Origin of the sequence: Streptomyces sp. NPDC093586 (assembly GCF_044764905.1) — a bacterium.
Taxonomy (GTDB): domain Bacteria; phylum Actinomycetota; class Actinomycetes; order Streptomycetales; family Streptomycetaceae; genus Streptomyces.
In genome coordinates this window covers 46624-73406 of sequence record NZ_JBIWJA010000033.1, presented here as the reverse complement: position 1 = coordinate 73406, position 26783 = coordinate 46624, and the positions used below count along the sequence as shown (strand labels likewise).

At 72.8% G+C, this 26783-nt stretch carries 26 protein-coding genes and 1 pseudogene; 14 read left to right on the top strand and 13 right to left on the bottom strand.

The window, feature by feature from the left end:
- Positions 1 to 144: 144 nt before the first annotated feature.
- On the top strand, positions 145 to 1797 hold the full coding sequence (locus tag ACIRFH_RS28075; protein WP_403526519.1) for a TlrC/CarA/OleB/SrmB family ABC-F type ribosomal protection protein: 1653 nt from the start codon (positions 145 to 147) through the stop codon (positions 1795 to 1797).
- 244 nt (positions 1798 to 2041) lie between these two features.
- Positions 2042 to 2884 (top strand): phosphotransferase, encoded by an 843-nt coding sequence (locus ACIRFH_RS28070; protein ID WP_403526516.1) that lies wholly within the window; start codon positions 2042 to 2044, stop codon positions 2882 to 2884.
- A gap of 377 nt (positions 2885 to 3261) precedes the next feature.
- Here ACIRFH_RS28070 and ACIRFH_RS28065 read toward each other — a convergent pair whose 3' ends face one another.
- Positions 3262 to 3570 carry a hypothetical protein gene (locus ACIRFH_RS28065; RefSeq protein ID WP_403526514.1) on the bottom strand — a complete coding sequence of 103 codons (309 nt, stop codon included), beginning with the start codon at positions 3568 to 3570 and terminating at the stop codon, positions 3262 to 3264.
- A gap of 176 nt (positions 3571 to 3746) precedes the next feature.
- On the opposite strand from ACIRFH_RS28065, the gene ACIRFH_RS28060 reads away from it, so the two are divergent.
- A complete protein-coding gene (locus tag ACIRFH_RS28060; protein WP_403526510.1) occupies positions 3747 to 3917 on the top strand; it encodes a hypothetical protein in 171 nt (56 codons plus the stop codon).
- 207 nt (positions 3918 to 4124) lie between these two features.
- Here ACIRFH_RS28060 and ACIRFH_RS28055 read toward each other — a convergent pair whose 3' ends face one another.
- From ACIRFH_RS28055 to ACIRFH_RS28035, 5 genes are all read right to left on the bottom strand, one after another.
- Positions 4125 to 5036, bottom strand: a complete 912-nt coding sequence (locus ACIRFH_RS28055) for an urease accessory protein UreD (protein WP_403526506.1) — start codon at positions 5034 to 5036, stop codon at positions 4125 to 4127.
- Complete coding sequence (ureG, locus tag ACIRFH_RS28050; protein ID WP_403526503.1) at positions 5033 to 5728, bottom strand: urease accessory protein UreG; 696 nt, start codon at positions 5726 to 5728, stop codon at positions 5033 to 5035. Before ureG ends, ACIRFH_RS28055 begins: the two co-directional genes overlap by 4 nt.
- A 51-nt stretch (positions 5729 to 5779) precedes the next feature.
- Positions 5780 to 6454: an urease accessory protein UreF gene (locus ACIRFH_RS28045; protein ID WP_403526500.1), complete on the bottom strand. Its 675-nt coding sequence runs from the start codon at positions 6452 to 6454 to the stop codon at positions 5780 to 5782.
- 66 nt (positions 6455 to 6520) lie between these two features.
- Positions 6521 to 8371, bottom strand: a complete 1851-nt coding sequence (locus ACIRFH_RS28040; RefSeq protein WP_403526498.1) for an urease subunit alpha — start codon at positions 8369 to 8371, stop codon at positions 6521 to 6523.
- Positions 8355 to 9017, bottom strand: coding sequence for an urease subunit gamma (locus ACIRFH_RS28035; protein ID WP_403526495.1), 663 nt, complete (start codon positions 9015 to 9017; stop codon positions 8355 to 8357). Before ACIRFH_RS28035 ends, ACIRFH_RS28040 begins: the two co-directional genes overlap by 17 nt.
- Before the next feature lie 710 nt (positions 9018 to 9727).
- Between ACIRFH_RS28035 and ACIRFH_RS28030 the strand changes: the two genes are divergently transcribed.
- The 4 genes from ACIRFH_RS28030 (at position 9728) to ACIRFH_RS28015 (ending at position 13318) form a co-directional block, all read left to right on the top strand.
- Positions 9728 to 10090 (top strand): carcinine hydrolase/isopenicillin-N N-acyltransferase family protein, encoded by a 363-nt coding sequence (locus tag ACIRFH_RS28030; protein WP_403526493.1) that lies wholly within the window; start codon positions 9728 to 9730, stop codon positions 10088 to 10090.
- A gap of 174 nt (positions 10091 to 10264) precedes the next feature.
- Positions 10265 to 10816 (top strand): YciI family protein, encoded by a 552-nt coding sequence (locus tag ACIRFH_RS28025; RefSeq protein ID WP_403526490.1) that lies wholly within the window; start codon positions 10265 to 10267, stop codon positions 10814 to 10816.
- Positions 10817 to 11177: 361 nt separating this feature from the next.
- Entirely contained in the window at positions 11178 to 11567 is a 390-nt protein-coding gene (locus tag ACIRFH_RS28020) for a VOC family protein (RefSeq protein WP_403526487.1), read from the top strand.
- Positions 11568 to 12253: 686 nt separating this feature from the next.
- Complete coding sequence (locus ACIRFH_RS28015) at positions 12254 to 13318, top strand: PP2C family protein-serine/threonine phosphatase (RefSeq protein ID WP_403526484.1); 1065 nt, start codon at positions 12254 to 12256, stop codon at positions 13316 to 13318.
- A 134-nt stretch (positions 13319 to 13452) separates the two neighbouring features.
- Here the strand turns inward: ACIRFH_RS28015 and ACIRFH_RS28010 are convergent, their stop codons facing one another.
- Both ACIRFH_RS28010 and ACIRFH_RS28005 read right to left on the bottom strand, forming a co-directional pair.
- Entirely contained in the window at positions 13453 to 14352 is a 900-nt protein-coding gene (locus ACIRFH_RS28010) for an aminoglycoside phosphotransferase family protein (RefSeq protein ID WP_403526481.1), read from the bottom strand.
- Positions 14353 to 14540: 188 nt separating this feature from the next.
- Positions 14541 to 15434: pseudogene (locus ACIRFH_RS28005) on the bottom strand (transcriptional regulator).
- A 252-nt stretch (positions 15435 to 15686) separates the two neighbouring features.
- On the opposite strand from ACIRFH_RS28005, the gene ACIRFH_RS28000 reads away from it, so the two are divergent.
- Entirely contained in the window at positions 15687 to 16103 is a 417-nt protein-coding gene (locus ACIRFH_RS28000) for a PGPGW domain-containing protein (RefSeq protein ID WP_403526478.1), read from the top strand.
- Positions 16104 to 16136: 33 nt separating this feature from the next.
- On the opposite strand, the gene ACIRFH_RS27995 is transcribed toward ACIRFH_RS28000, so the two are convergent.
- From ACIRFH_RS27995 to ACIRFH_RS27985, 3 genes are all read right to left on the bottom strand, one after another.
- Positions 16137 to 16733 carry an SMI1/KNR4 family protein gene (locus ACIRFH_RS27995; RefSeq protein ID WP_403526475.1) on the bottom strand — a complete coding sequence of 199 codons (597 nt, stop codon included), beginning with the start codon at positions 16731 to 16733 and terminating at the stop codon, positions 16137 to 16139.
- A gap of 30 nt (positions 16734 to 16763) precedes the next feature.
- Entirely contained in the window at positions 16764 to 17318 is a 555-nt protein-coding gene (locus ACIRFH_RS27990; RefSeq protein ID WP_403526472.1) for a pyridoxamine 5'-phosphate oxidase family protein, read from the bottom strand.
- A 66-nt stretch (positions 17319 to 17384) separates the two neighbouring features.
- Positions 17385 to 17807, bottom strand: coding sequence for a DUF3291 domain-containing protein (locus ACIRFH_RS27985; protein ID WP_403526469.1), 423 nt, complete (start codon positions 17805 to 17807; stop codon positions 17385 to 17387).
- Positions 17808 to 18007: 200 nt separating this feature from the next.
- On the opposite strand from ACIRFH_RS27985, the gene ACIRFH_RS27980 reads away from it, so the two are divergent.
- The 3 genes from ACIRFH_RS27980 (at position 18008) to ACIRFH_RS27970 (ending at position 21185) form a co-directional block, all read left to right on the top strand.
- The gene (locus ACIRFH_RS27980) at positions 18008 to 18577 is read left to right on the top strand and encodes a TetR/AcrR family transcriptional regulator (protein WP_403526466.1); all 570 of its coding nucleotides are present in this window, start codon (positions 18008 to 18010) and stop codon (positions 18575 to 18577) included.
- 89 nt (positions 18578 to 18666) lie between these two features.
- Positions 18667 to 19845, top strand: coding sequence for a GDSL-type esterase/lipase family protein (locus ACIRFH_RS27975; protein ID WP_403526463.1), 1179 nt, complete (start codon positions 18667 to 18669; stop codon positions 19843 to 19845).
- A 134-nt stretch (positions 19846 to 19979) separates the two neighbouring features.
- Positions 19980 to 21185 (top strand): NUDIX domain-containing protein, encoded by a 1206-nt coding sequence (locus ACIRFH_RS27970; protein WP_403526460.1) that lies wholly within the window; start codon positions 19980 to 19982, stop codon positions 21183 to 21185.
- 86 nt (positions 21186 to 21271) lie between these two features.
- Here ACIRFH_RS27970 and ACIRFH_RS27965 read toward each other — a convergent pair whose 3' ends face one another.
- Positions 21272 to 22480 (bottom strand): Cmx/CmrA family chloramphenicol efflux MFS transporter, encoded by a 1209-nt coding sequence (locus tag ACIRFH_RS27965; protein ID WP_403526566.1) that lies wholly within the window; start codon positions 22478 to 22480, stop codon positions 21272 to 21274.
- A gap of 241 nt (positions 22481 to 22721) precedes the next feature.
- Here ACIRFH_RS27965 and ACIRFH_RS27960 point away from each other — a divergent pair, with 241 nt between their 5' ends.
- Both ACIRFH_RS27960 and ACIRFH_RS27955 read left to right on the top strand, forming a co-directional pair.
- Complete coding sequence (locus ACIRFH_RS27960; protein WP_403526457.1) at positions 22722 to 22844, top strand: hypothetical protein; 123 nt, start codon at positions 22722 to 22724, stop codon at positions 22842 to 22844.
- A gap of 289 nt (positions 22845 to 23133) precedes the next feature.
- Positions 23134 to 25215, top strand: a complete 2082-nt coding sequence (locus ACIRFH_RS27955) for a SpoIIE family protein phosphatase (RefSeq protein WP_403526454.1) — start codon at positions 23134 to 23136, stop codon at positions 25213 to 25215.
- 51 nt (positions 25216 to 25266) lie between these two features.
- On the opposite strand, the gene ACIRFH_RS27950 is transcribed toward ACIRFH_RS27955, so the two are convergent.
- Positions 25267 to 25929, bottom strand: coding sequence for a glyoxalase (locus ACIRFH_RS27950; RefSeq protein WP_403526451.1), 663 nt, complete (start codon positions 25927 to 25929; stop codon positions 25267 to 25269).
- Positions 25930 to 26106: 177 nt separating this feature from the next.
- Here ACIRFH_RS27950 and ACIRFH_RS27945 point away from each other — a divergent pair, with 177 nt between their 5' ends.
- Entirely contained in the window at positions 26107 to 26778 is a 672-nt protein-coding gene (locus tag ACIRFH_RS27945) for a CBS domain-containing protein (protein ID WP_403526448.1), read from the top strand.
- Positions 26779 to 26783 lie beyond the last annotated feature (5 nt).

Genomic DNA, 26783 nt, shown 5'->3' with positions numbered 1-26783 from the left:
CGTACCGTTCTTCGCATGGGTTCCCTGTGAGACAGCCGGCGCCGACCGCGTGGAGCACCGCTCCGCGGTCGTCGCGCCCCGCCGTGCATCCATCCACCCGATCCGGCCCGGACCGAAACCCGTACGGCCAGGAGGGACCCGACCTTGCACACCTCACAACTCACCCTTCAGCACGTCACCAAGCGCTACCCCGGCCGCACTGTCCTCGACCAGGTCTCCTTCACGTTGAAGCCGGGCGAGAAGGCCGGGCTCATCGGGGACAACGGCTCCGGCAAGTCCACCCTCCTGCGTCTCATCGCGGGCCAGGAGCGCCCGGACAGCGGCGAATTGACCGTGGCCGTCACCGGCGGCATCGGCTATCTGCCGCAGACCATCCCCTTGCCCCCGACCGCCACCGTCCAGGACGCGGTCGACCTGGCTCTTGCGGACCTGCGGGCTCTGGAGGCGGAGCTGCGCCGGGCCGAGCAGGCGCTCGGCGACGGCGCGGACCCGGCCGCACTCGCCGCGTACGCAGTGCTCCTCGAGCGCTATCAGGCCCGGGGCGGCTACGACGCCGACCACCGGGTGGACATCGCCCTGCACCACCTCGGCCTGCCCGCCCTCCACCGTGAGCGGCGACTCGACACCCTCTCCGGCGGTGAGCGCTCCCGTCTCGCCCTGGCCGGCGTCCTCGCGGACCGGCCGGAGCTGCTGCTTCTGGACGAGCCGACGAACGACCTGGACGATCAGGCCGTCGAGTGGCTGGAGACGCAACTGCGGGCCCACCCGGGCACGGTACTCGCGGTCACCCACGACCGCGTCTTCCTGGAACGCCTGACCACCACGGTCCTGGAGGCCGAGTCGGGAAAAGTCACCCGCTACGGCGACGGCTATGCCGGCTACCGCACGGCGAAGGCGGCGGAGCGCCGCCGCAGGCTCCAGGAGTACGAGGAGTGGCGGGCCGAGCTGGCCCGCAACGAGCGGCTGGCCGCCGGCCACGCCGTACGCCTCGACGCCGTCCCGCGCAAGGCGCCGCTGGCCAACTTCGGCCACGGCGGCTTCCGCACCCGCAGCCGGGCGCACGGCGCGATGGCCCGTATCCGCAACGCCCGCGAGCGGGTCGAACGGCTGACGGCGAACCCGGTGGCGCCGCCGCCGGACCCGCTGGCCTTCCGGGCACGGATCGCGACGACAGGGCCATGCGCCGCGGAAGCCACCGAGACCGTTTCCGCGGAGCTTCCCGCCGTACAGCTGTCGGACGTACGCGTGGGAACCCGCCTCCGCCTGGCCTCCCTCACCCTCGGTCGCAACGACCGGCTGCTGGTCACCGGCCCCAACGGCGCCGGCAAGACGACACTGCTACGGCTGCTCGCCGGTGAGCTGCGGCCGGACGCGGGCTCGGTGCGCGTGCCGGGCCGGGTGGGCCACCTGCGCCAGGACGAGACGCCGTGGCCACCGGACCTGACGGTGGCCGAAGCCTACGCGCTGGGTCGCGTGGGCTCGGCCGACGAGCACGCGGACGCCCTGCTCGCGCTCGGCCTCTTCCGCCCGGCGGAGCTGCGCCTGCGCATGGGCGAGCTGTCGTACGGCCAGCGCCGCCGCGTGGATCTGGCGCGACTGGTCTCGGAGCCCGCAGACCTCCTGCTGCTCGACGAGCCGACGAACCACCTGTCACCGGCACTGGTCGAGGAACTGGAGGAGGCGCTGACCGGGTACTCGGGGGCGATCGTGCTCGTCACCCACGACCGCGCACTACGGACACGGTTCCGGGGCGGGCGTCCGGAACTGCCGCGGACAGCGAGAATCCGGCTGGGGTGACAGCCGGCCACGCCCTCCCCGCTGCCGCCCCCGCCCCGCCCACGGGGGCGGCAGTCAGCTCGGGCCGCCCCGGCATCGAATCGATCCCAGGGCCTGGGCGAGTCCTGCTTTGCGATGCTTGTCGCCGGGTCCGGGCCCGGGCCCGGGTCCGGGTCCGGCCGCCGAATGATGTCCACGAAGACAACGGGGGGTTCGCTGTCGTCCCCCAGACGTGTATCTGTACTCGGCAATGAGGGAGAGCGGTATGGAGCCATGGGAACTCCGCCACGCGGTCGAGGCAGGACGGGCGACCGCTTCGGAGCTGGGCCTTCAGGTCGACGATGTGATCGTCGTCCACAACTCGGACCGTGCCGCGCTGCACCTGGTCCCTTGCGATGTTCTGGCCCGGGTCGCGCCACTGGGGCGGCTGGCTGACTCCGAGTTCGAAGTAGAGGTCGCCCGCCGTCTCGCCGGCGTCGACGCTCCGGTGGCTGAGCTCGAGCCTCGGGTCGAGCCCCGGGTCCAGGTGCGTGACGCCTTCGCCGTCTCGCTCTGGACCTACTACGAACCGGTGGGATCAGAGATCGCGCCGGCCGACTACGCAGACGTGCTCCTGCGGCACCATGCCGCCCTGCGCCGGCTCGATCTGGACGCACCGCATTTCACCGACCGGGTCGCCGCGGCGCTGAGAGAGGTGAGCGACCGGGCCAACTCCCCCGAGCTGCCCGCTTCCGACCGGGAACTCCTCAGCGGCGCACTCGGTGGGCTGAGCGCCGCCATCAGCACCGACGAGGACGGCGACCAGCTGCTGCACGGCGAGCCGCATCCGGGCAACCTCCTCAACACGCGCAGAGGGCCGCTTTTCGTAGACCTCGCCACGTGCTGCCGTGGGCCGGTCGAGTTCGACCTCGCCCATGCGCCCGAGGAAGTGGGAAAGCACTATGCGGGGGCCGACCACGACCTGATCCACCGGTACCGCGCCCTGAACTGGGCGATGTTCTCGGCCTGGCGCTGGCGCCAGGCCGACCACATGCCTGACCGGGACCACTGGAGAGCGGAAGGACTCAACCGGGTTCGCGCCGCACTCGAACGCTGCGGACTGGGCTGAACTCGGGACACAGGGGCTGCTGGGTCCCGATCCGCTGCACCGTGTACGGCCTCCCGACACGGTGCGGCGGTCGATCTCGGCCGGCTTGAGAGGACGTCCCTTCCCCTCGCCCCGTGCCCGCATCAACGACCCTGACAGGGTCCAGCCGTTTCGTTCGGGTCACCGAACCCTTGGTGTGTGAGGGGGATCGTCGAGTGCGGCCGGATCCGGAGTACCTGGCCCACCGACGGCAGGAACGACCGCCGGCCGAGTTCCGAGAGACGTCGGACCTTCCATGTCCCTTCCCTCACCAGTTCCGGCAAGAAACCGTCGGCTCGTCAAGAGGAGTATGCCGTGCCAGGGGGCGCCCGGATCAACGCCCGGGCGTCCCCTGGCCGTCACCCGTCGGAGGCGGTCTCCCGGATGAGCGGCTCGAACTCCCGCCGCACATAGGCGTCGAACGGCTCTGTCAGCGCGCCGTCGATCACCCGCCTCACCCGGTGCTTCGCCGCGAACTCCTTGAGCGCCGCACGGGAGTCCGGCTCCACACCCCCACCGATGATCAGCACCCCGAACTCCTCGGTCGCCAACAGCTTGCGGGCCTCCTCCTCGGTGCTCACCCCCTCCGCGTGAAAGCCGTCCGCACGCAGCGTGGCCAGCACATCCGTCACCCTGGCGGGGGTCCTTCCCAGCACGAGCGTCCTCATGACCGTTCCTCTCCGGTACGTCGACATCGGTGCACCCGAAGCTAGAAGCTCAACCCGACTTGAGGTCAACCCGCGCCCTGCCCGTCCGAGACAGGGCGCGTCGAAACCGGCGAGGGGGCGGTGGCGATCGGGGCGGGCCGGCCCCGAGCGAGACGTTCCGCCGTTTCCGCGCGGCCGTGGAGCACGCCTTCACGGTCACCCGCCAGGTGGAGGAACGCGCGGCGCTGGGCTACAGCCGTCGCAGGCCCACCCGGGCCGCGGAGGCCGTCACCGGCATGCCGCCGAAGCGCCGCATCGGCGAACGCGTGGTACTGAAGACCGAACGGGAGCCGGCCCACGCCCGTTGACCGTCGGCGCCGTCGCCGCGTGTCCCGGCTTCGCCGACACCAGCGACTTCACCGAGTTCTTCCGGCAGCGGACAGGCACGGCACCGACGGCCTTCCGCGGAACGGCTCACGGCGCGTGACCGCACGGCCGACGGCGGGACCGCTTCCTCCGCCGCGTGTCCCGGCGCCGGGCCGCGGCCCCACCGGCCGTCCCGGCGCCGTGCTGGGCTACGGCTGCGCCCCCGCACCGCAGGCACGGGCGAGGGCCGCGTCGAGAAGGTGACGCAGCCGTGCCGGTGTCGGGGCCACGGCGGTGGCGAGCAGTGCCGGTCCGTCGGCGAGCGGCGCCAGGGCGCAGTGTCCCCGTACCGGGTCGCCGAGGAGCACGGGCTCCGGGGGCACGGCCAGCTCGGGGTCGACGAGGAGGAGCTGCCCGGTGGCGCGGTGGCCGCCCAGTACGGCGGGTCCGTCCCAGGCCGGTGCCCCGGCGCCGTAGGCGGTGTGCTGGTCGAGGATCGGTCGGCCGTCGCGCCGCACGGTCAGCCGGGTGGACAGGTGGCCCGGCGGCTCGGCGGTGCGTCCGAGGCACTGTTCCTCGCGCAGCAGCAGCCGGGAGGTGCCGGCGAGTTCCACCCGGTACGTCTGGTGCAGCGTGCTGCCGTGCGCGCTGATCAGCGGCTGGGGCAGCCAGTGCAGTGACGCGTCCTCGCCGACGGTGAGCCGTACGTCGTAGGTGGCGGGGTCGGTGGTCGGGCCGCGCAGGGCGATGGTGGCCGCGGCCGTGACCACCTCCAGGCGGGCACGGGCCTCGGCGGTGATGTCGAGCGCGAGTCTGTCTCCGCCGAGCGGCGCGCTCATCGCACCGAGGACGCACACCCGTGCCCGGTCTCCGCGGGGCCGCAGGCGGCGCAGGTGGAAGGGGCCGTCGCTGTGCAGGAGGGGGACCGTGGTGGTGCGGCCGTTGTGCGTGGCCCGGAGGCGGGCGGTGGCGTGGACGCCGGAGGGAGGGTCGGAGGCCCGGGCAGCGGCACCGGGGACGTCCGGCGCGTGCGGTGGACGGGCCCCGGCCGAGCGGGGGTGGCGCGCTCCGCCGCCGTCCTTGGCGAGATCCACGGTCGGCGGCCGCGTCACGGCCTTCACCGGGTGGCTCCGGCGTGCCAGGCGGCGAGGCATCCGGTGACCCAGTCGGCGACCGGCCGGATCCCGTCGGCCGTGGTCAGGCTGGTGAAGGCGAACGGAAGGTCCTTGCGCTGCCTGCGGGTGTCCGCCGCCATGGCGTCCAGGTCGGCTCCGACGTACGGCGCCAGGTCGGTCTTGTTGACCACGAGGAGGTCGGCGGTGGTGATGCCGGGTCCGCCCTTGCGCGGGATGTCGTCGCCGCTGGCCACGTCGATGACGAAGACCTGGGCGTCGACGAGTCCGCGGGAGAAGGTCGCGGTGAGGTTGTCCCCGCCGGACTCGATGAGGATCAGGTCCAGCGGGCCCAGGGCCTGTTCGAGTTGCTCGACCGCTTCCAGGTTGGCGGAGATGTCGTCGCGGATGGCGGTGTGCGGGCAGGCTCCGGTCTCCACGGCGCTGATGCGCTCCGGCGGCAGGACGGCCTCGCGGCGCAGGAAGGCGGCGTCCTCCTGGGTGTAGATGTCGTTGGTGACCACGGCGAGGGACAGCCGGTCCCGCAGCTCGCGGCAGAGGGCGGCGACGGTCGCGGTCTTGCCCGAGCCGACCGGTCCCCCGAGGCCGATCCGCAGGGCGCGGCGGCTGCCGTCCGGGCGTTGCGGTCCGGCGCTGTGGGTGTGGCGGTGCGGCATGGTCACGGGGTGGTCCAGGTGCACGGGTGCTCCAGGTCGGTCGGAAGGTCGGCCGGGAGGTCGACCGGAGAGTGGTCAGGAGGCGAAGAGGCGGACGGCCCGGGCGGCGTGCTGCTCGCCGGTGATGTCCAGTAGCGGAGCCGACGCGGCGGGCAGGGCGCTGACGCCCTCGGCGGCGACGCGCCGCGCCGCGTCCGCCGCGGCGCGGGCGACGGCGTCGAGGTCGTCGGCGAGCCGCGCCAGCACCGCCGTGGCGTCGAAGGGATCGAGGCTCAGCAGGCGTACCGCCGCGGTCGCCGGCCCGCCGACACTCTCGTAGACGGCGGCGTGGGCGGCGTCGAGCGGGGTGAGTCCGGCGGCGCGGGACGCCACGCCGAGGACGACCGGCTGATGGGCTCCCTGCGGCCGGTGGCGGGCGAGGTGGTCGAGGCCGGCGCTGGGCCAGGTGGCGCGGGCGGCGCGCATCATCTGCCGTCCCAGGCGGCGTGCGACACGGCGCAGTGCCGGTGAGGGGGTACGGGTGTCGGCGGCGTCGTCCAGGGCCAGGACGTCGTGTCCGGTGGCGGCCGCGGCGGCGAGACCGGCCGCGGTCAGTCCCGCGGTGTGCAGGCGTCCGCGGCAGAACGCCTCCAGGGTGGCGGTGTCGTGTACGCCTCCGGAGGCGACGGCGGCCTCCATGCCACCGGAGTGGGCGTGCCCTCCGGCGGGGAAGCGGCCGTCGGCCAGGATCAGCAGAGCGGTGCGGCTCATGGGACGAGGAGCCCACCTTTCGTGAGCGGCCGGGTCGGGCGCGGAGGTCCGGCCCGGCCGAGGGAGTCAGAACAGGAAGTACCGCTGGGCCATGGGCAGTTCCGTCGCGTAGTTCCGCCCGACCTCCTGTCCGTCCACCGTGGTGCGGACGTCGGAGGTGGTGGCCCCGCCGATGGTGACGTCGAAGGTGTCCGGGTCGACGACGATGTCCGGCAGGCCGTCGTTGTGCACCATGTCGGCCTTGGTGACGTCCCGGGTGGACCGGATGGCCCGCAGCGGCTTGAGCACTCCGGTCCGGGTGAGTTCGCCGTCGAGGGCCGCCTCGGCGACGAAGTTGAAGGAGTTCGCCGCCGGGGAGCGGCCCTGGAAGCCCCATACCGGCCGCGGCAGGTAGGGCTGCGGTGTGGGGATGGACGCGTTGGCGTCGCCGATCTGGGCGTAGGCGATCTGGCCGCCCTTGATGACCATGTGGGGTTTGACGCCGAAGAACTTCGGCTCCCACAGGACCAGGTCGGCGAGTTTTCCGTTCTCGACGGAGCCGACCTCGTGGTCGATGCCGTGGGTGACGGCCGGGTTGATGGTGTACTTGGCGATGTAGCGCCGGGCCCGGAAGTTGTCGGCACCCGGGTCGTCCTCGCGCAGGTGGCCGTAGCGTGACTTCATGACGTGCGCGGTCTGCCAGGTCCGCATGATCATCTCTCCGATGCGGCCCATGGCCTGGGCGTCGGAGGACATCATCGAGATGGCGCCCATGTCGTGCAGCAGGTCCTCGGCGGCCATGGTGGAGGGCCGGATCCGGGAGTCGGCGAACTTCATGTCCGCGTCGACGTCGGGATTGAGGTGATGGCAGACGATCATCATGTCGACGTGTTCCTTGACGGTGTTGACCGTCAGGGGCCGGGTCGGGTTGGTCGACGCGGGCAGCACGTTCGGCTTGCTCACGAGGCTGATCATGTCGGGGGCGTGGCCGCCGCCCGCGCCCTCGATGTGGAAGATGTGCAGGCTGCGGTACCTGGCGTCCTCGGTGCCGCGCCCCTTCTCGGTCCTGCCGCTCCTCCTGGTCGCGGCGAAGGTGTGCTGCACGAATCCGGACTCGTTGAGCGAGTCGGCGTGCAGGGCGACCTGGACTCCGGTCTCGTCGCACACCCTCAGGGCCGCGTCGATCACCGCCGGGGTCGCTCCCCAGTCCTCGTGGATCTTGAAGCCCAGGGCGCCGGCGGCGACCTGGTCGCGCAGCGCCTTCCCGGAGACCGTACTGCCCTTGGCGAGCAGTCCGATGTTCACGGGGTACGCGTCGAGCGCCTCGAACATGCGCTGGATGTGCCACTTGCCGGGCGTGACGGTGGTGGCCGTGCTGCCTTCGGCGGGGCCCGTGCCGCCGCCGATCAGCGTCGTGACACCCGACGCGAGCGCCTCGTGGATCTGGCCGGGGCACAGGAAGTGCACGTGGGTGTCGACACCGCCCGCGGTCAGGATGCGTCCCTTGCCGGAGATCACCTCCGTCTCGGGCCCCACGACGAAGTCGGACGCGCGCGGGTCGTCGTTGGGGCGCGGCGTCATGGTCTCGGGGTTGTACGCCTTGCCGATGGCCCGGATGCGGCCGTCGCGCAGTCCGACGTCGGCCTTGACCACGCCCCAGTGGTCCAGGATCAGGGCGCCGGTGATCACCGTGTCGACCGGTTCGCGGGGGTCGTCGCGCGGGATGTGCGACTGGCCCATGGACTCGCGGATCACCTTGCCGCCGCCGAAGACCATCTCGTCGCCGCTGCGTCCCGGTCCCCCGCACCAGTCCTCCTCGATCCTGAGGACGAGGTTGGTGTCGGCGAGCCGGATCCGGTCCCCGGCCGTCGGTCCGTACAGATCGGCGTAGCGGGAGCGCAGGAGGGGGGTGGGAGGGTGCTCAGTCTCGTCGGGCATCGAGGTGCTTCTCCTTTTCCGTTTTGCCTGCCTGGAGACCGGCGACGATCCGGTCGCCGGCGACGGGCACCAGCCACACGGGCCGCTCGTCATCCGGCTCGAACCGCTCGGAGGTGCCGGACGCGATGTGCAGCCGCATGCCGTGGGCGGCCTCCCGGGGGAAGTGGAGCTCCTCGTTCGCCTCGGCGAAGTGGAAGTGGGAGCCCACCTGGATCGGCCGGTCGGCGGGGTTGGAGACGGTCAACGACACGGGTGTGGCGCCCTCGTTGAAGGCGATGCTGAACTTCTCCTCGTCGGGCAGCAGTTCGGCCTTGCCCGGATGGACGTCCACCTGGGTGGCCGGCTCGTCGAACGGATCGTGGATGGTCACGAGCTTCGTGCCGTCCGGGAACGTGGCCTCGACCTGGACGTTGGTGATCATCTCCGGCACGCCGTCCATGACGTCACCGCGTCTCAGCACGTGGCGCCCGGACTCCATCACCGAGTCGACCGTCGCCCCGGCCCGGGCCTCCTCGTAGACGTGCGCCGTCAACAGCGCCATGGCTTCCGGGTAGTTCAGCGGCAGTCCTCGCTCCCGGCGCCGCCGGGCGACGTCCGCCGCCACATGGACCAGCAAGCGCTCCTGCTCGTGCGGAGTCAGATGCATGCCGTCCCCTCTCCTGCTCGTCGCTTCACCTGCGACCGATCATCAGGGAAAAAGGGAACAGACCCTGGCACTTCAACCCTGTTGACCCTTATGGGATGAACCGGGATCACAGGTCGCGCACGGGCGGGCGCACGGGGCGCGCAGGAGCCTTCCCGGCTCGCCGAAGTCGCCCGTGTCCGTTGCGGCGTGGGCCGGGAAAAGGGTTGGCTCCCGCGTCATGAGCCACTACGTGAAGACGTTCCGCGCCGTCGAGATCGGTGACGGCGGTGACGGGCGCTGGGCCGGGCACGTCCGGCCGGCCATGGCCGGCGCCGAGGACCGGCTGACCGAGGAGGGCCGGACCTCCGCCGGTGCCGCCCGGGCCCAGCGACTGTTCGAGACGCACATGCCCGAGCTGGTGCCGGCCCTCGACCGGCTCGCCGGCCAGCTCGACTTCCCCCGGGCCAGGACGTTTCTCACCTTGGCGGCGGTGCGGCCGTTCTTCTCCGGCTGCACCCAGATCGGCCGCGAGGGCTCCCTGCTCAGGAACTACGACTTCGCCCCCGATGCCTGCGAGGGCACCATCGTCTCCTCCGCCTTCCTGCGCCCGGTGGTCGGTATGCAGGAAGCGGGGTGGGGCCTGCTGGACGGCATGAACGACGCCGGGCTCGCGGTGTCCGCTCACCTTCGGCGGCCGGTTCGTCCACGGGCCCGGATTCGCCGTCCCCATCGTGCTGCGCTACCTCCTGGAGACCTGCCGGACCGTCGACGAGGCGGTGGAAAGACTGCGCACCATACCCGTGGCGATCCCGCAGAACGTCACCCTCGTCGATCCGGACCGCACGGCGACGGTCTACGTGGGACCCGACATCCCGCTGACCGGGGCACCGGACTCCTGCGCCGCCAACCACCAGCACCTGCCGGTACCGGACGGGCAGGAGCGCTTCAGCCGGACCCGGAGACGGCTGGCCGCCGTGCGGGCGGCGGGGTCGACGTCGCCGCGATGCTGCGGCCGCCGCTGTACCAGTGCGCGTACGACGAGTGGCTGGGCACCGTGTACACGGCCCACTACCGTCCCGCCGAGGGCCGTGTGACGTACCACTGGCCCGGCGCGGACTGGGAACTCTCCCTGGCCGGCTTCACTCCCGGATCACGCACCGTCGCCCTGGGGCTGCCGAACGGAGACGACGACCGCTGAGACGGCCGCCGAGCAGCCCTCGCGGGGAAACCCGCTCGACCTGCCCGGCTCCTGGAAGAGATCATCGGGTATGGAGTTCCTCTGCTATCACCGCGACCGGTCCGGTTCCGCGGCGCTGCGCGACGAGTTGACCGAAGAGCACTGGTCCTACATGGACCGGTTCGCGAAGGAGATGATCGCCCGGGGTCCGACCTTCGCCGAAGACGGCGAGACGCCCTCAGGAAGCCTGCACATCCTCGACCTGCCCGACCCCGCCGCCGCCCGCGCGTTCGCCTTCGACGAGCCGAACTACCAGGCCGGTGTCTACCGGGACGTGCTGCTGCGACGGTGGCGCAACACGCTGGGGCGCACCATGTGGGACTTCCCCGGCGGCCCGGCCGACGGCGACCGGTACCTGGTGCTCGGCCTCGGCTCGGGACAGGCCGCCGACCTCGCGGTGCCGCCCGGCGGGGACGAGCTGATCGCCTACGGGCCGCTGCTGTCCGACGACGGCGCCACCTGGCTGGGCACGGCGGCGCTGGTCCGGGCACCGGACCCGCAGACGGCACGCGCCGTCCTGACCCCGGACCGGTACGCCGACATCGAGGTGCACGACTGGGAGTTCGGCGGGCGCCGGTCGTAGCCGGGACGTCCGGCCGACGCGCTGCGGCACGGGGCGGGCGGCGCGTACACCGAGCACGGAGGCGTTCCGTCCGTACCGGCCCGTCGGTGACGGCCCGTCGGTGACGGCCCGTCGGTGACGGCCGCACGGCGCAGCCCGTGCGGTCCGGTGGTGAGCGCCGCCGCCCGGCCCGCTCCGCCGCTTCAGGGCCCGGCGGCGGAGCGGGGCGCTTCGTGGCCGTGAAGCCCGACGGGCCGGACGGCCACCACGCGGTGGACCGACGGATGTCTGCTCGGCCATGCTTGACCCCGGGCCGAACGACAACGGTCGGCCCCTCGTGGTCCCCTCGGCGCCCCGGGCGCCTTCACCTGTGGAGACACCCATGCGCGTGATCGGCTTCGACCACCTCGTCCTGAACGTCGCCGACATCGAGCGTTCGCTCGCCTTCTACACCGGTCCTCTGGGCCTGGAACCCGTACGGGCCGAGGAGTGGCGGGCCGGCGAGGCACCCTTCCCCTCCGTGCGGGTGAGCCCCACCACCATCATCGATCTCGTCGAGGCGTCCGCCGACGGCCCGCGCGGCTCGAACGTCGACCACGTCTGTCTGGTGGTCGAGCCCCTCGACTGGCAGCAGGTCGTCGACTCCGGCGTGTTCACCGTCGTGGACGGTCCCGGCGAGCGCTTCGGGGCCCGCGGCACCGCCGTCTCGCTCTACGTGGCGGATCCCGACGGCAACACCGTGGAACTGCGCTGGTATCCGCAGGATGCCTGAGGACACCTGCGGTGGGCGGGGAGTGACGGCTCATCACCGTGGCCGCTGCGACGCCTGGTCGGGGGCGCACGGCTGCGCCCGCTCGTCGCCGCGGCGCTGACGCGGCGCGTCCCACCGCCCATGCCGGCGGCTTCCGGCGCGGGAGCCGGTGGCCCGCACCGCGTGGAGTGCCGGGGCCGGTTGCACCGGATCGCCCGCCCGCGGTCCGGGAACGGTTCGGTCACGGTGAGTCGTGGCGCGCCGGCCAGGGCCGAGGCGCTGCTCCGGGACGCACTGGAGCCGGCCGCGGCCCGCCGTGGCGACGACGGGCTCTTCCGCCCGGGGCCGGTCACCGTGCGTCTCGACTCCGCCTCTGCCTGGACGGGCGGTCGGGCGCCGTGACCCTCCGTGCGGCCTCCCTGCCGCACGGCGGCCGCGGAACCGGGGCGGCCCCGGCCGTCCGGCCGGCGTGCCGTGGGGGACATCGTGCCCGGCAGCCATTGAGCGGTGGGTTGGTGCCGTCCGGGACCGGTCCGCTCGGGCATGATGCTTGCCAGGCCCTCGGGTCTGCCGGGACGCTTGGCGGAAAGGGAGCGACAGCTGTGGGTGCGGGGCGTGCTGCTGTGGAGTACAGGCGGCGGGCTGAGCAGCATCCCTGGCCGCCACGGTGGCTGCGCTGGTTCCCGCCCGCGATGATCGTGCTGGCCATGACGCTCGACGAGGTGACGCCGCCGCAGTACTTCTTCGGACCGTTGCTGTCGGCCTCGGTGGTGCTGGCCATCTTCACCTATCCGCCGCTCGGTGTCGCCGCCACCGGTGTCGCCGGATGTGTCCTGCTGGTCGTCTCCGAGCAGCTCGAGGACTACATCGGTCCGCTGACCGTCGTGGCGCTGATCGTGCTGGGCTCCGTCACGCTGCTGTCCGTCGTGCTCTGCGTGGTGCGCCAACGGGCCGAGAGCCGTTTCCGCCACGTGCAGGCGGTCGCCGAAGCCGTGCAACTGGCCCTGCTCCGTCCCCTGCCCGCCCGGATCGGCCCGTTACGGGCGGCCGGCTTCTACCGGGCCGCGGATGACGAGGCCCTCATCGGTGGGGACCTCTACAGCGTCCGTCCGACGCCGTTCGGCATCCGCGTGATCGTCGGGGACGTCAAGGGCAAGGGTATCGGCGCTACCCAGACCGTCGCCACGGTGATCTCCACCTTCCAGGAGGCGGCGCAGCTCCACCCGGCACTGTCCCAGGTGGCCGACCGGATCGACGTGGCCCTGCAACTGGACCGCGACAACCCCCCGATGGATCCCTTCAGCCACACGCAGCCCGTCACCCCGCCCCCGGACGGCGTGGCACTGGCGGACGAACTGTTCGCCACGGCCGTCCTGCTCGAGTTCTCCCCGGACGCACGCGCCGTACGGATCCTGGACCGCGGACACCAGCCTCTGCTCGTCATCCGGCACCACACCATGTCCGTCGTGGAGACCGAGCCCAGCCTGCCCCTGGGCATGGCCGACCTGCTGCCCGGTCCGCCGGACACCACCGAACTCGCGCTGGAGCCCGGCGACATCCTGATCGCCTACTCCGACGGCGTCACCGAGGCACGCAGCCGTACGGGCGTCTTCTACCCGCTGCGCGAACGGCTCCAGGCATACTGCGCCGCCAGCGATCAGCCGGTCTCCCCCACCGGCCTCATCACCTTTCTCGAAACCGACCTCGTCCGATGGGCGCCCACCCTGTGCGACGACGCCATCGCGATCGCCTTCCAGCCCGCCACGGCGTGACGGGCAGGTGCCGGAGGCGACCGGGGCTCGTCGGGACCGGGCGGGGGGCCGCTGCGCGTTCCGCGCTGTGCATCACCGCGACGCGCACGGTGGACAACCCGTGCCGGGCAGAGTCCCGCCGGGATCCGCGGCGGTCAGCCGGCGAGAGCGGCGGTGATCTGCCGGGTGGTCTGCGCCGCGACCCGAGGGCTGACGGCGGCGTAGGAGGTGTAGGCGTTCAGACCGGTGGTCAGGGCCCAGCCACGGCCTCGCGTCCACATGGCGTCGTCCACTCCGAGCGCGTCGCGGAACGCGGCTCGGCTGCCGGTCGTCATCAGGGTGAAGGCGATCACCAGGTCACAGGCCGGGTCACCGATGCCGAGCCCGCCGAAGTCGATGACGGCGCCGAGGCGGCCGTCGACGGTCAGCAGATTGCCCGTGTGGAAGTCTCCGTGGAACCAGACCGGTGGGCCGTCCCAGCCGGGGGCGTTCAGTGCCGCGTCCCACAGGCCGGTCATCGCCGCGGCGTCGAACACGCCGTCCACCTGGGCGATGGCCGCCCGGGTCGCGCGGTCCCGGTCGGCCAACGGCCGGCCGGCGAGGTCTTCGCCGAGGTCCCCCGCGGGCGGGTCCTCGGGCGCGACGCGCCGAAGGGCGGTCAGGAACCGCGCCAGTTCGACGGCGGCCCCGGAGGAGTCGGCCAGTGCCTCCACGGTCGCCACCTCGCCCTCCAGCCAGCGGGACACCGCCCACGGCCACGGATAGCCGAAGCCGGGCTCCCCCACCGCCACGGGGAACGGGACGGCGAGGGGGAGGTGCGGGGCGAGCCGGGGCAGCCACCGGAACTCCTTCCCGGCCTGTCCGGTCGCTCCGGCGTGGCGGGGCAGCCGGACGGTCAGCTCCTCGCCCAGCCGGTGGATCACGTGGTCGGAACCGGCCGGTTCGAGCAGGGTCAGGGGGAGCCCCGCCCACTGCGGGAACTGGGCGTCGACCAGGCGCCTGACCAGTGTCGTGTCGATTCCGGGTCGGGCCTGTGCGGCCGTCGCGGTGTCCAAGGGCAGCTCCTGTGGGCGGCCCGCCTCGTCCGGCGGGCGGTAGGGGCATCACAGCCGGTCGCCGCTCCGTCTGTCGACCGGATTTTCCGTCCGCGACGGCTGCCGGCCCGTCAGGAGGCCGGGAGACAGGAGGCAGGAGGCAGGAGGCAGGAGGCAGGAGGCAGGAGGCAGGAGGCAGGAAGGTGTCGTCAGGACGAGGTTCTGGTCTCTTCCTGTTCCGCGGTGGGCGTGTCCTCGGTGGCGGCCCACATGGCCAGCAGCCACAGGGTGTCGTGGTCGGGGGTTCCGGGGGCGGCGCTGTAGGCGGTGAGAGTGAGGCCCGGCTGGACGGGCAGTTCCACGGCGTCGAAGTCGAGGGAGAACCTCCCGACGACCGGGTGACGGAAGGATTTGCGCCCGGTGTGGTGCGGGCGCACATTGTGCTTGGCCCACGCGGTGCGGAACTCCTCACTGCGGGTGACCGGCTCCCCGGTCAGGCTGGTGAGGCCCTTGTCGTGCGGGGCGCGGCCGGCCTCGGTGCGCAGCAGGGAGACGGTGGCGTTCGAGGACTCCTCCCAGTCGGGGAAGAAGTCGTGTCCCCGGGGGGGTCGAGGAACTGGAACTGGGCGATGTCGGCCGTCCTGGTCGCTGTGTCGGGGAACATCGGGGAGCAGAGGGCGCGGCCGAGCCGGTTGGTGGCGAGGACGTCCAGGCGTCCGTTGCGGATGAAGACCGGGGGCATCGGTCATGGAGTCCAGGACGCGCAGCACGCTGTCGGGCAGGGGCCCGCGGGCGCGCCGGGTGCGGCGGACGGGGCGCTTGGCGACGGCCCGCGCCAGGTCGAACAGATGGGCGCGTTCGGCCTCGTCGAGGTGGAGGGCGCTCGCGACGGCGTCGAGGACCTCCTCCGAGGCGTCGGCGAGGTGCCCGCGCCCCCGGCGGACGTAGTAGTCGATGCCGACGCCGGCGAGCAGGGCGCCTTCTTCCCGGCGCAGGCCCGGCACGCGGCGGTTGCCGCCGTGGACGGGCAGTCCCGCCTGCTGCGGGGGGATCCTGGCGCGGCGGGAGGCCAGGAATCCTCGGATGTCGCTTTCGGCGCTCACCCCTGCGGGCCAGGCCGGTCGGGGCACGTGAAGGGGGTCCTGTCAGTACCTGGAACGGCAGTCCCCTCCCGGCGCGCGTCACCTGCGGGCTCCCCGGCGCCGGCAGTCGGTCCCGTCACCGGCGGGCAGTACGCCGTCGCTGCCGGAGGGCATGGTTTGCCGCCGTACCGGGAACAGAGGCGCGGTGGCATCACCGCACACGGACACGTGTCCTGGTGGTCCGTCCGTCTGAACGCGGGAGAGTGGGGCGACATGGCGCGAAGCGTCGAATCGGTCCGGCGAGTGGTGCTGGGTGTTCTCGGCGCGGCGCTGGTGGTGGTTGGTGCGGCTCTGCTGGTGCTGCCCGGGCCGGGGCTGCTGCTCGTGTTCGCCGGAGTGGTGCTGCTGGCCCGCGCCGTACCGGCGCTGGACCGGTTCGTCGCTCCCGTCCGCAAGCAGGCGATGCGGGCGGTCGAGGAGAGCGTCTCCTCGCCGTGGCGCATCGCCGGCTCGGTCCTGGCGGGGCTGTGCCTGATCGGCGCGGGCGTGGTGTGGGGCCTGGTCCCCCAGGTCCCGTTCGCCGGATGGGGCACGGGGGCGAGCCTGATCGTCTCGGGCCTCGTCCTCTTCGCCCTTCTCCTCTGGAGCTACCGCCGCGTCCACGGCGCCCGGAACGCTCCTGGGCGGTGACGTGGGACGGGCGCGCCCTCCCGCCCCGTGCCCCTACCGTCCGAGGATCCGCGCGTTGGGGACGAACCCGTTCCTGTCCTCCGGGTCGACGACCTCGTCGAGGTCGGTGAAGTAGAAGGACGTCGTCGTGCCGGAGACCACCTCGAGAAGGAACTGGCTGCACGAGATCGGATGGCTCTCCCAGAGCGGACCGCGGCCCTCGTTGAGGATCACGGTCCACTCCTCCGGCTCGACACCGGGCCGGACCAGCCAGTACAGGAAGTGGCCCCCGTCTTCCTCGAACCCCCAGGGCACCAGCTCGACGTCGTCCTCGCGCAGTTCCGACGGCTTCTCCTCGCCCGCCTCCCAGAGGCCGGTGAGGATCTCCTCGCGCTCCGTCCGCTGGGCGACCAGGTCGTACATGGCGTCCGGGCAGCCCGGTTCGAGCAGCCGGAGGACGCCCGCGAAGAGGCCGCCTCCGTAGGTCTCGACGAGCCGTTTGTAGTCGGCAGGCAGGGTGAGGCACAGTTCCCGCTCCACGGCGGACCAGTTCACGGTCCGGCCCTCGCCGGGGGGTGGGCAGAGGCGTACCAGTCGTTCGGTGTGGCGCAGGCTCCGGGCCGTCCGCGTCTCGTGGTCATCGGCGAGCATGGGGTCCACCCTGCACCATGCGGGCGGACCTCAGAACACCCACCGGGTGTGGCTGTACACCCCGTCGTTCCGGCCGAAGCCGTACGCCGTGGCCGGGGTCACCGCGAACACCGTCACGTCGCCCTTGCGGAACGCGTCCCCGATCCCGTGGAAGGTGCCCTCGGGCGAGGTGATGTGCCGCCCGTACTTCGCCTCGTACGCCGCGATCACCTCTTCGGTGACCGCCGGGTCGGTGACCGGTTCCGCCCGGCCCTCGACGACGAGGTCGAGTCCCCGGGTGAGCGAGTTCCCTCCGGTGGTCAGCGCGCAGTGCGCGTCATGAGCGAGGTTCCTCGCCTTCTGCTCGCCCGCGCCGGTGGAGAAGTACAGCACTCCGCGGTGCCAGGCGGCGATCACGGGAGTGACGTGCAGCCGTCCGTCGGGCCGCACCGTGGACACCCAGAAGATCTCGGCGGTCTCCAGGTGCCGCTGGGCCTCGGCCCACTCGGTGGCGGTGACGTCGGCGGCACCCGGGCGGGGACGGAGCGCGGAGCTGTATCGGGCGTCGAGGCCGGTCGTGGGCTCGGGGGGATCCTGTGTCGGCATGGCGGATCTCCTTTCCTCTTTCCCATGACGACCGGCCGCCCGCGCCGAAATCATCGCCGGCGCCGGTCACGCGGCGGAGGTGTCGCCCGCCGCGTCGCCGCGTGCCTGCTCGGCCAGGCGCCGCATGGCGTCGTCCCAGGAGATGGGGAGCCGGCCGGTGTCGGCCTCCCAGAAGGTGAAGGTGGAGTCGCGCATGGTCGAGCGCGCGGAGGCCATGATGCCGCGGTGCGGCTCCGTCCTCGCGTAGGCGTAGAGGGCGTCGCGGTCCTCCCAGGCGGACAGGGTGCAGAAGACCCGCTCGAACGGCCGGGCGACCAGGGAGGCCCCGTAGGCGCCGGGGGCGGTGCGGACCTGGCGCCAGGCCGCCAGGGAGCGCAGGAAGAACCGGGGGACGTCCTTGAGGGACCGCACTTCGAAGCGGGACGCCATGACGAACGCCGTGCCGTGCGGCGGGGGCGGGTTCGGGACGGTCCAGGGCAGGGTGGGCACCGTGCTCTCGCCTCCAGAATTGGGGAGTGACACTATCCACAATAGGCAGTGGCGCTATCCAAGAGCCAGTGGTTTCGCGTGCCTCGTCGACCGAACCCCCGTGCACCCCGAAGGGCACTTCTGATACCTCAAGGCATTTGCCTATAGGCATTAGGCATTAGGCAGATGCATGATGGCTATCGGCGAAGGAGAGACAGACCATGGTGCGAGCGGGACTGACCACGGAGCGCCTGACCCGGGCGGGCGCGGAGCTGGCCGACGAGGTCGGCTTCGACCAGGTGACCGTCTCGGCGCTCGCCCGGCGTTTCGACGTCAAGGTCGCGAGCCTGTACTCGCACCTGAAGAGCTCCCAGGAACTCAAGACGAGGATCGCCCTGTACGCGCTGGAGGAACTCGCCGACCGGGTCGCCGCCGCACTGGCCGGGCGGGCCGGCAAGGACGCCCTGGCCGCCTTCGCGAACGCCTACCGCGACTACGCCCGGGAGCACCCCGGCCGCTATGCCGCCGCGCGGCTCAGGCTCGACCCCGAGACGGCGGCCGCCAGCGCCGGCGTCCGGCACGCGCAGATGACCCGAGCCATCCTGCGCGGTTACGACCTGGGCGAGCCGGACCAGACGCACGCCGTCCGGATGCTGGGCAGCGTCTTCCACGGCTACGTCAGCCTGGAGACGGCCGGAGGCTTCAGCCACACGGCCGTCGACTCGCAGGAGTCCTGGGAATGGGTCGTGGACTCCCTCGACGCGATGCTGCGGAACCGGTCCGCTCCCTGACCGGCGCGGGGCCGCACGGCCGAACGCGCCCCGCCGGTCGCACACCGGCACACCGGACCACACGCAAACCCGATCGACAGGCTGAGGCGATGGACACCGAAGACCACTGGGTCACCACACCCGTGACCGCGGACCTCCTGCGGGGGGTCCTCGACGTCGAACCGACCGCGCACGGCCTGCTGCCGCACCGTCTGCCCGCTCGGGCCCGCCGGCAGATCCCCGACGACCAACTGGCCGTGGCCGAGGCCCAGCCCTCCGGCGTGCGGCTGGTCTTCCGCACCCGGGCCACCACCGTCGAACTGGTCACGCTGCCCACCAAGCGGGTCTACCGAGGTCTCCCGGCCCCGGCCGACGGCGTGTACGACCTGCTGGTCGACGGCCGTCTCGCCGCCCAGGCCACCGTGACCGGCGGCAACGTCCGCACGGTCGTCGACCTGGTCACCCAGACCGCCGAGCTGAGCGAAGGCCCGCCCGGCACCGCCCGGTTCACCGGTCTGCCGGCCCGTGACAAGGACGTCGAGATCTGGCTTCCGCACACGGAGATCACCGAGCTGATCACGCTGCGCACCGACGCCCCGGTCGAGGCGGTACCGGACAGCGGGCGCCGGGTGTGGCTGCACCACGGCAGTTCCATCAGCCACGGCTCGAACGCCGCCCACCCCACCGCCATCTGGCCGGCCCTGGCCGCCCGCCGGGGCTCGGTGGAGCTGGTCAACCTGGGGTTCGGCGGCAGCGCGCTGCTGGACCCGTTCACCGCCCGTGCCATGCGGGACACCCCCGCGGACCTGATCAGCGTCAAGGTCGGGATCAACATCGTCAACGCCGACGTGATGCGCCTGCGCGCCTTCGTCCCCGCGGTGCACGGCTTCCTCGACACCGTCCGCGAGGGCCATCCGACCACGCCGCTGCTGGTCGTGTCGCCCATTCTGTGTCCGGTCCAGGAGGACACCCCCGGGCCTCTCGCACCCGACTTCGACGGCGGCACGGTGCGGTTCAAGGCCACGGGCGATCCCGCCGAACGCGCCGCCGGGCGCCTGACGCTCAACGTCGTCCGCGACGCCCTCGCCCGTATCGTCGAACAGCGGGCCGCCGACGACGCGCACCTGCACTACCTCGACGGCCGTGAGCTGTACGGGGAGAAGGACTACGCGGAGTTCCCGCTGCCGGACGAGGTCCACCCCGATCCCGCCGGGCACCGCCGCATCGGTGAGAACTTCACGCGGCTCGTGTTCGCGGACGGCGGCCCCTTCGCCGCCACGACCGGCTGACCGGCTCACGCCCGCACAGCCGCCGGCCTCGCCCACAGCAGTTCGCACCCGACGACGGCCCCGCTCAGCCTCCGCGGCACAGACCACCGGGCCCGCCGGACCGTGTCCACCACCGGAAGAAGGAGCCGCCCGTGATGCCGGAGACCGACTACGAACAGTGCTGGACCGTCTACGGTCAACGGCAGCTGGACCACGGCTGGTCGCCTCCCGTGCCCGACCGCATCGACTGGGGGTTCTGGCCCGGTGTGGGGCCGGGGGCCGAGGTCCTCGGCGACCTCCGGGGCAAGCGGGTCCTCGACGTGGGATCGGGGCCGGGCCACCATGCCGTCCACCTGGCCCGCGCGTACGGCGCCCTCGTGGACGGCGTCGACCTGTCCCCCACCCAGCACCGGCGCGCACTGAACGACCACGGCTCCGAGCCCGGAGTCCGTTTCCTGTGCGCGGACGTCGTCGAACACCTGCGGCGGGTACGGCCGTACGACGCGGCGTACGGGCTCCGTACGTTCGCCTGCATCGACCCCCGTCACCTGCTGCCGGCGCTGCGGGACGGACTGGTCGACGGCGCTCCCCTCGTCTTCTCGGCGCTGCACACCGACTCCGACGGGCGGGGCCCCGGCGAGGAGGTGGCACCACGCCACGAGGTGATCCGGCTGCGGCAGGAGGCGCCGATTCCCACCCTGATGTGGGTACTCACGCCCCGGCTGTGGGAGGAACTGCTGAACGATCACGGCTTCGAGGTGGAGGGGTGCGAGCTCCTCAGCGCGCCGGACGGGGACGACCCCGGGGTCCTCCAGCTGATCCGGGCCCGGCGCCGACGCGCTGCCCGCGTCTCCGCCGTGTCCAGCCGGCCCAGGACCGACCGGCCGCCCGTTCCCCACGCCGCGATCGGCGTGGGCGCCGTCGTGCTCGGACCGCGCGGACTTCTGCTGGGCCGGCACCGGTACGGCACCTGGGAGTTGCCCGGTGGCACCGTCGAACCCGGGGAGGCCCTGCAGGACACGGTCGTGCGTGAGCTGGCCGAGGAGACCGGGCTGCTCGCCCGGCCCGAGGACGTGACACTGCTGGGCACGCTCGTCGACCACGTCGGCGACGTGGTGCGCGTCACCGTCGGGGCCGTCGTCACGGCCTGGCGGGGCGTTCCCCGCGACCAGCAGGGCGAGCGTGTGGGCGACTGGCGCTGGTGGCCGCTGGACGGACTGCCGCAAGGACTGTTCGAGTGCAGTGCCCAGATCCTCACCTCCTGGCGCGCCGACCTGCCCCCCATCGATCACCCGCCCGCCCACTTCACGCCGTTCGCGGACCCGTCGTCGCTCCCCGTACGGCCGGACGGCACGGGCTGACCCGAGTCTTCACCCGGCTGCGCGGGCGGTTCCGTCCGTGGTGCGGCCGTGCCCCACGCCGCGCCGCGTAGGGAACCGTCCGGCCGTCACACCCGCTGGGCGTGGTCCGTGCCCACGGGTTCCGTGGCGAGGCCTCCCATCACGATGCGGGAACGGCTGTGCAGGCGCAGCGAGACGGCGACGAGGACGATCGCGACCGCCGTCATCGCCGCACCGGCCCAGGCCGTGGAGGCGAAGCCGAGGTCCGCGTCGATCACCGCGCCGCCGAGCCAGGGGCCACCGGTGTTGCCGAGGTTGAACGCGGCGGTCGTCGTCGCGCCCGCGAGCGTGGGCGCGGCGCCCGCCACGTTGAACAGGCGGGCGTTGAGCGCCGGGGCGGTGTAGAAGGCGGATACGCCCAGCAGGAACGACAGGACGATGACGACGGCGGGGCTGGAGGCGAACAGCGCCAGCGCGGCCAGCAGCACGGTCGAGGCGGTGATGCCGGAGAGCAGCACGCCGAACAGGTGGGCGTCGGCGACGCGTCCGCCGATCGTCGTGCCGACCAGCGCGCCGATGCCGAACAGGGCCAGCACGGTCGGCACCCAGCCGTCCGCCAGGCCGGCCACATCGGTGAGCAACGGCGCGAGGTAGGAGAAGGCGCAGAACACGCCGCCCGCCGCGAGCGCGGTCACCACGATGGAGAGCCACACCTGACGGTCGCGGTAGATCGCCAGCTCGCCCTTGAGCCTCGGCCGCTGCTCGGGCAGCGGGATGCGGGGGATCTTCGTCGCCACACCGACGAGGGCGATCGCGGACGCCGCGCCCACGGCCCAGAACGCGGACCGCCATCCCAGGTGCTCGCCGAGGAACGCGCCCGCCGGGACGCCGAGGACGTTCGCGATCGACAGCCCGCCGATCATCACGGCCATCGCGCGGGCCCGCGCCGTCTGCGGCACCATCGCGATGGCGACGGCCGCGCCCACCGCCCAGAACCCCGCACACGCCAGGGCGCTGACGACGCGTGAGACGAACAGGATCTCGTACGTCGGTGCCAGTGCACCCGCGACCTGGCCGAGTCCGAAGACCGAGATCAGCGCGACCAGGGTGGTCTTCCGCGGCAGCCGCAGCGTCGCGACCGCGAGCAGGGGGGCGCCGAGCACCATGCCGATCGCGAACGCCGATATCAGCAGTCCGGCCCTGGGGATGGACACGTCCATGTCGTCGGCGATGGGCGGCAGCAACCCGGAGAGCATGAACTCACTGGTACCGAGTGCGAATACGGACAGGCCGAGGATGTAGACGGCGAGTGGCATGCGGGATGCCGAGGGCCGCGTGGAAGAGTCGGGCATGACAGGTGCCAACGAGGCTCTTCCTCCTGACATTCCCTCATGTCCCCCGTTCTCACGATGCGGTCGGCCCTCCGGCCGTCGCGCCGGATGATGGGCGGGTCGTCCGGTCGGGCGGCCCCGGTGTCCCCCGTCGTGTACGCCGCCTCCGGCCCGAGCGACGACGCCGGTCCCTGGGCGGGGGCCGAGACGGGCATCGAGCGGGACGGTGGCGAACCGTTTCGGTGGCGCCACCCCGTACCTGCCGGGCGGCGTCGGGGCGCCCCCGCTCCAGCACGCCGACCGGCACGGCTCCACGGAGACCGCCGCACCGCTGAGGATTGTCCGGTGAGGGGGACCGCCGCGCTCGCCGCCCTCGGCGGCGGGTGCGCCGCTCCCCGGTACGACGCGGCCGGTGCCGCCACTCCCACCGCGTCGGGAGCGGACACGGCGGCGCCCGGCGCCTCGACGCGGGCGAACGGCCGCCGGGGGCCGCGGTTCTCCGGACCTCGTCCCGCCACGGCGGACGCGCGCCGCGGACCGCACGCGCGCAGAATGGGAGCAGGACATGCCGGCTCGGTGGCGTCCGGCCGCCTCGGGACGGGGCGCACCGATGTGACGCGACCTGCCGGGAGGCAGCGATGGAGCACTCCGGGGGCCGACGCGGCGCCCCCTCCGCGTCAGGCGGCCGACGGGTCGCCGCACATGTGGCTCTCGCCGTCAACGGCATGGGCAGTTTCACCTGGGACGTGCCCAGCGGGGTGATGCACTACGACGATGCCGCCCTGGCCGTGATGGGCTTCCGTCCGGACGAGTTCGACGGCCGGCTGGGCACGCTCGGCGCACGCATGCTCCCGGCGGAGCTGCCCGCGGTGCGGGCGCGCGTGGACCGGGCCCTCGAGGAGCGGTCCGGATTCAGTCTGTACTTCCGCGTCCGGCATCCCGGTGGCTGGCTGCGCTGGACGCACACCCAGGGGCACGTCGTGTGCGACGCCCAGGGACGTCCCCTCCAGGTCATCGGCATCGTCCGGGACGCCAGCCACGAGCTGCGGGCCATCGACCAGACCGAACAGCTGCGGCAGGCCAGGCAGGACCGGCGCCGGCAGGCCGACATCGTCGCCCACATCAGTGACGCGCTCATGCCCACGGTCACGGTGGACGACGTCGCGGACGCTCTCACCTCGGCCCGGCTGCTGGAACGGCTGGGCGCCTCCAGCATCGTCCTGGGGCTGGTCGACAGCGGCCGGATGGAGCTGATCGGCTCGAACGGCCTGAGCCGGCAGCTCGTCCGGGACTTCCACCTGTCCCGGCTCGACCGGCCGCTGCCGCTCACCGAGGCGGTGCGCACCCGCGAGCCCGTCTTCGTCGAAGGCCGCGACGAGCTGGCCGAACGCTACCCGCCGCTGCTGCCGTACCTGAAGATGTTCTCCAGGGCGACGGCCGCCGTGTACCAGCCGCTGATCGCACACGGCACCCCGATCGGCGCCCTCGGTCTCACCTTCGACGGCAAGAGGGTGTTCACGCAGGACGAGCGGACGGTCCTGAACGCCCTGGGCAAGGTGGTCGCCCAGTCGCTGCAGCGGGCCCTGCTGTACGACAGGGAGCACGAGCTGGCGGCCGGGCTGCAGACCGCGATGCTTCCGGGCCACATGCCGCCGACCCCCGGGCTGGTCACCGCCACCCGTTACCGTCCGGCGAGCGCCCGCGGCGGGATCGGCGGCGACTGGTACGACGCGCTCACCCTCCCCGACGGCCGGGTCGTCGCCGTCGTCGGCGACGTGCAGGGCCACGACGTGACGGCCGCCGCGGTGATGGGCCAGCTGCGCATCGCCCTGCGGGCCTATGCGGCCGAGGGCCACCCTCCGACGACGGTCGTCGCGCGGTCCTCCGCCTTCCTCACCGAGCTGGACACCGACCGTTTCGCCACCTGCCTGCTCGTGCAGATCGACCCGCGCACCGGACACACCGTGATCGTCCGTGCCGGTCACCTGGGTCCCGTACTGAGGGGTCCGGACGGCACCTGCACGTGGCTGGACACCCCCGGGGGCCTGCCGCTCGGCATGTCGTCGCCGGGGTCGCGGCCCGGCCACCCGGCCTTCGAGATGGTACTGGGCGCCGGTTCCACGCTCCTGCTGTGCACGGACGGGCTCGTCGAGTCGCGCGCCGCCGACATCGACGAGGGCCGGGGCAGACTGCTCGGCGCTCTCGCCACCGGACCCATGGAGCCGGAGGGCCTCGCCGACCACGTTCTGGACTCCATGAGCGCCCACACGGGGGAGGAGGACGACGTGGCGCTGCTGGTCATCCGGCGCAACCGCCGCGCGTCCGAGGTCACCGAGCGGCTGGAGGTCGCCATCAGGTCCGTCGACCCCGACTCGCTGCACACGGCCCGGCTGGCCCTGCGGAAGGCGCTGGCCGACTGGTCGCTGGGCCCGCTCTCGGAGACGGCGGAGCTGCTCGCCTGCGAACTGGCCACCAACGCCCTGCTGCACGCCCGGGGCGACGCGACCCTCACCGTCTCGCCGGTACCGGACCGGGGCCCCACCGTGCGGCTGGCCGTCACCGACACGTCACCGGTCTCGCCGCGGCGCCGGGCCGCGACCGAACGTTCGACGTCCGGCCGCGGACTGGTGCTGATCGAGGAACTGGCCACCGCCTGGGGGGTCGAGTCGCGGGGCAACGGCAAGACGGTGTGGTGCGAAGTGACGCTGCCCCCGCCCTGACCGGCCGCGACGCGCGCGGGCCGGACGACGGCGGCGCCCGGGCTCGCCCGGTCAGCGCACCCCGGTGGCGTGCGCGGTCCCCGGGTCGGTGACGGTCGGCGGGGCGGTGGCTTCACAGACGAATCCGTCCGGGTCGGTGAACGGGCCGGCGGCCGAGGAGAGCACGAGCCGGTGCGATCCCGTGCCGCCGGCGGGGACGCCCGCGACCTTGGCCAGCGCGCGGCGCTTGTACAGGGACAGCTTGACGGCGCCCTCCCCGGCGACGAACTCGACGTACTTGCCGCCGAAGCTCTTGCCCACGGTGAAGCCCTGCTCGACGTAGAACCGCTTGGAGTCCTTCACGTCCTCGACGCCCAGCAGGAGCACGAGTTCGTCGATGTCCCGGGTGACCGGCCCGGTGTCCTTCTTCACCGAGGTCGCGAGCTGCCAGACGGTGCCGTCGGGGGCCTGGACGACGCCGCCGTAGCCCCACAGCGACTTCGCGGCGGGCTTGAGGACGGTGGCGCCGGCGTCGTGTGCGGCGGTGAGGAGCGCGTCGACGTTGCCCGGCTGGGACACCACGAGCGACAGGGTGAAACCACGGAAGCCGGTCGTGGGAGCGTCACAGCCGCGCAGCCGCACCTGTGTCGGGTCCAGTCCGAAGGCGGCGTCGTAGAAGCGGGCGGCGGCCGTGGTGTCGGCCACTTCCAGGGCGACGGAGTCGATGGCGTTCATGTCGTCGACGGTAGGGGCGGCCGGGTCACCGGCGCTTCTCGAAAACTGACCGACCCGGCCGCCGCCCGTGTGCGCTGTCGGCGGACAGGGGCACGCACGCGGCTCGCGGGACGTTTCGGGTGGTGAGAAGGTCGGATGCCGGTCGACGTGTGCCGGCAGCGGAGAGGAAGTCCTGCGATGAAGCACCAGAGGGTGGGCGACGTGATGAGCGACGCCGTGGTCCGTGTGCAGCGGGGAACGCCGTTCAAGGAGATCGCCCACCTGCTGCAGGACTACGACATCACCGCGGTGCCCGTCGTGGACGCGGCGGACCGGCCCGTGGGGGTGGTGTCGGAGGCGGACCTCCTGGAGAAGATGTGGGGCGGGGAGCCGGACGGGAGCGCCGGACGCGGAGCGGAGAGCGCTCCTGCCGGGGCCAAGGCCTCCGCCACCGACGCGGCGGGGCTGATGACATCGCCCGCCGTCTGCGCGCGCGAGGACTGGAGCGTCGTAGAGGCCGCCCGCGCGATGGCGCGGCACGGCATCAAGCGGCTGCTGGTGGTCGACGAGGACGGGCGGCTGATCGGGGTGGTCAGCAGGAGTGACCTGCTGCGGGTCTTCCTGCGCAATGACCGGGCGATCCGGACCGAGATCCTCGAGGAGGCCCTGGTGCGGACCCTCGGCCTGCCGCCGTCCTCCGTGCAGGTGGACGTGGCGCACGGACACGTCGTCCTGAGCGGCCGCCTCCCCGGGCATGTGTCCGTCTCCGTCCTGGAGGAACTGTGCCGACGCGTCGACGGCGTCGTCGCCGTGGAGTTCCGGCCGGCGGGAGAGAGCGACGGCGACAAACCGGCGTCCGCCGGTCCCTGAGCGGC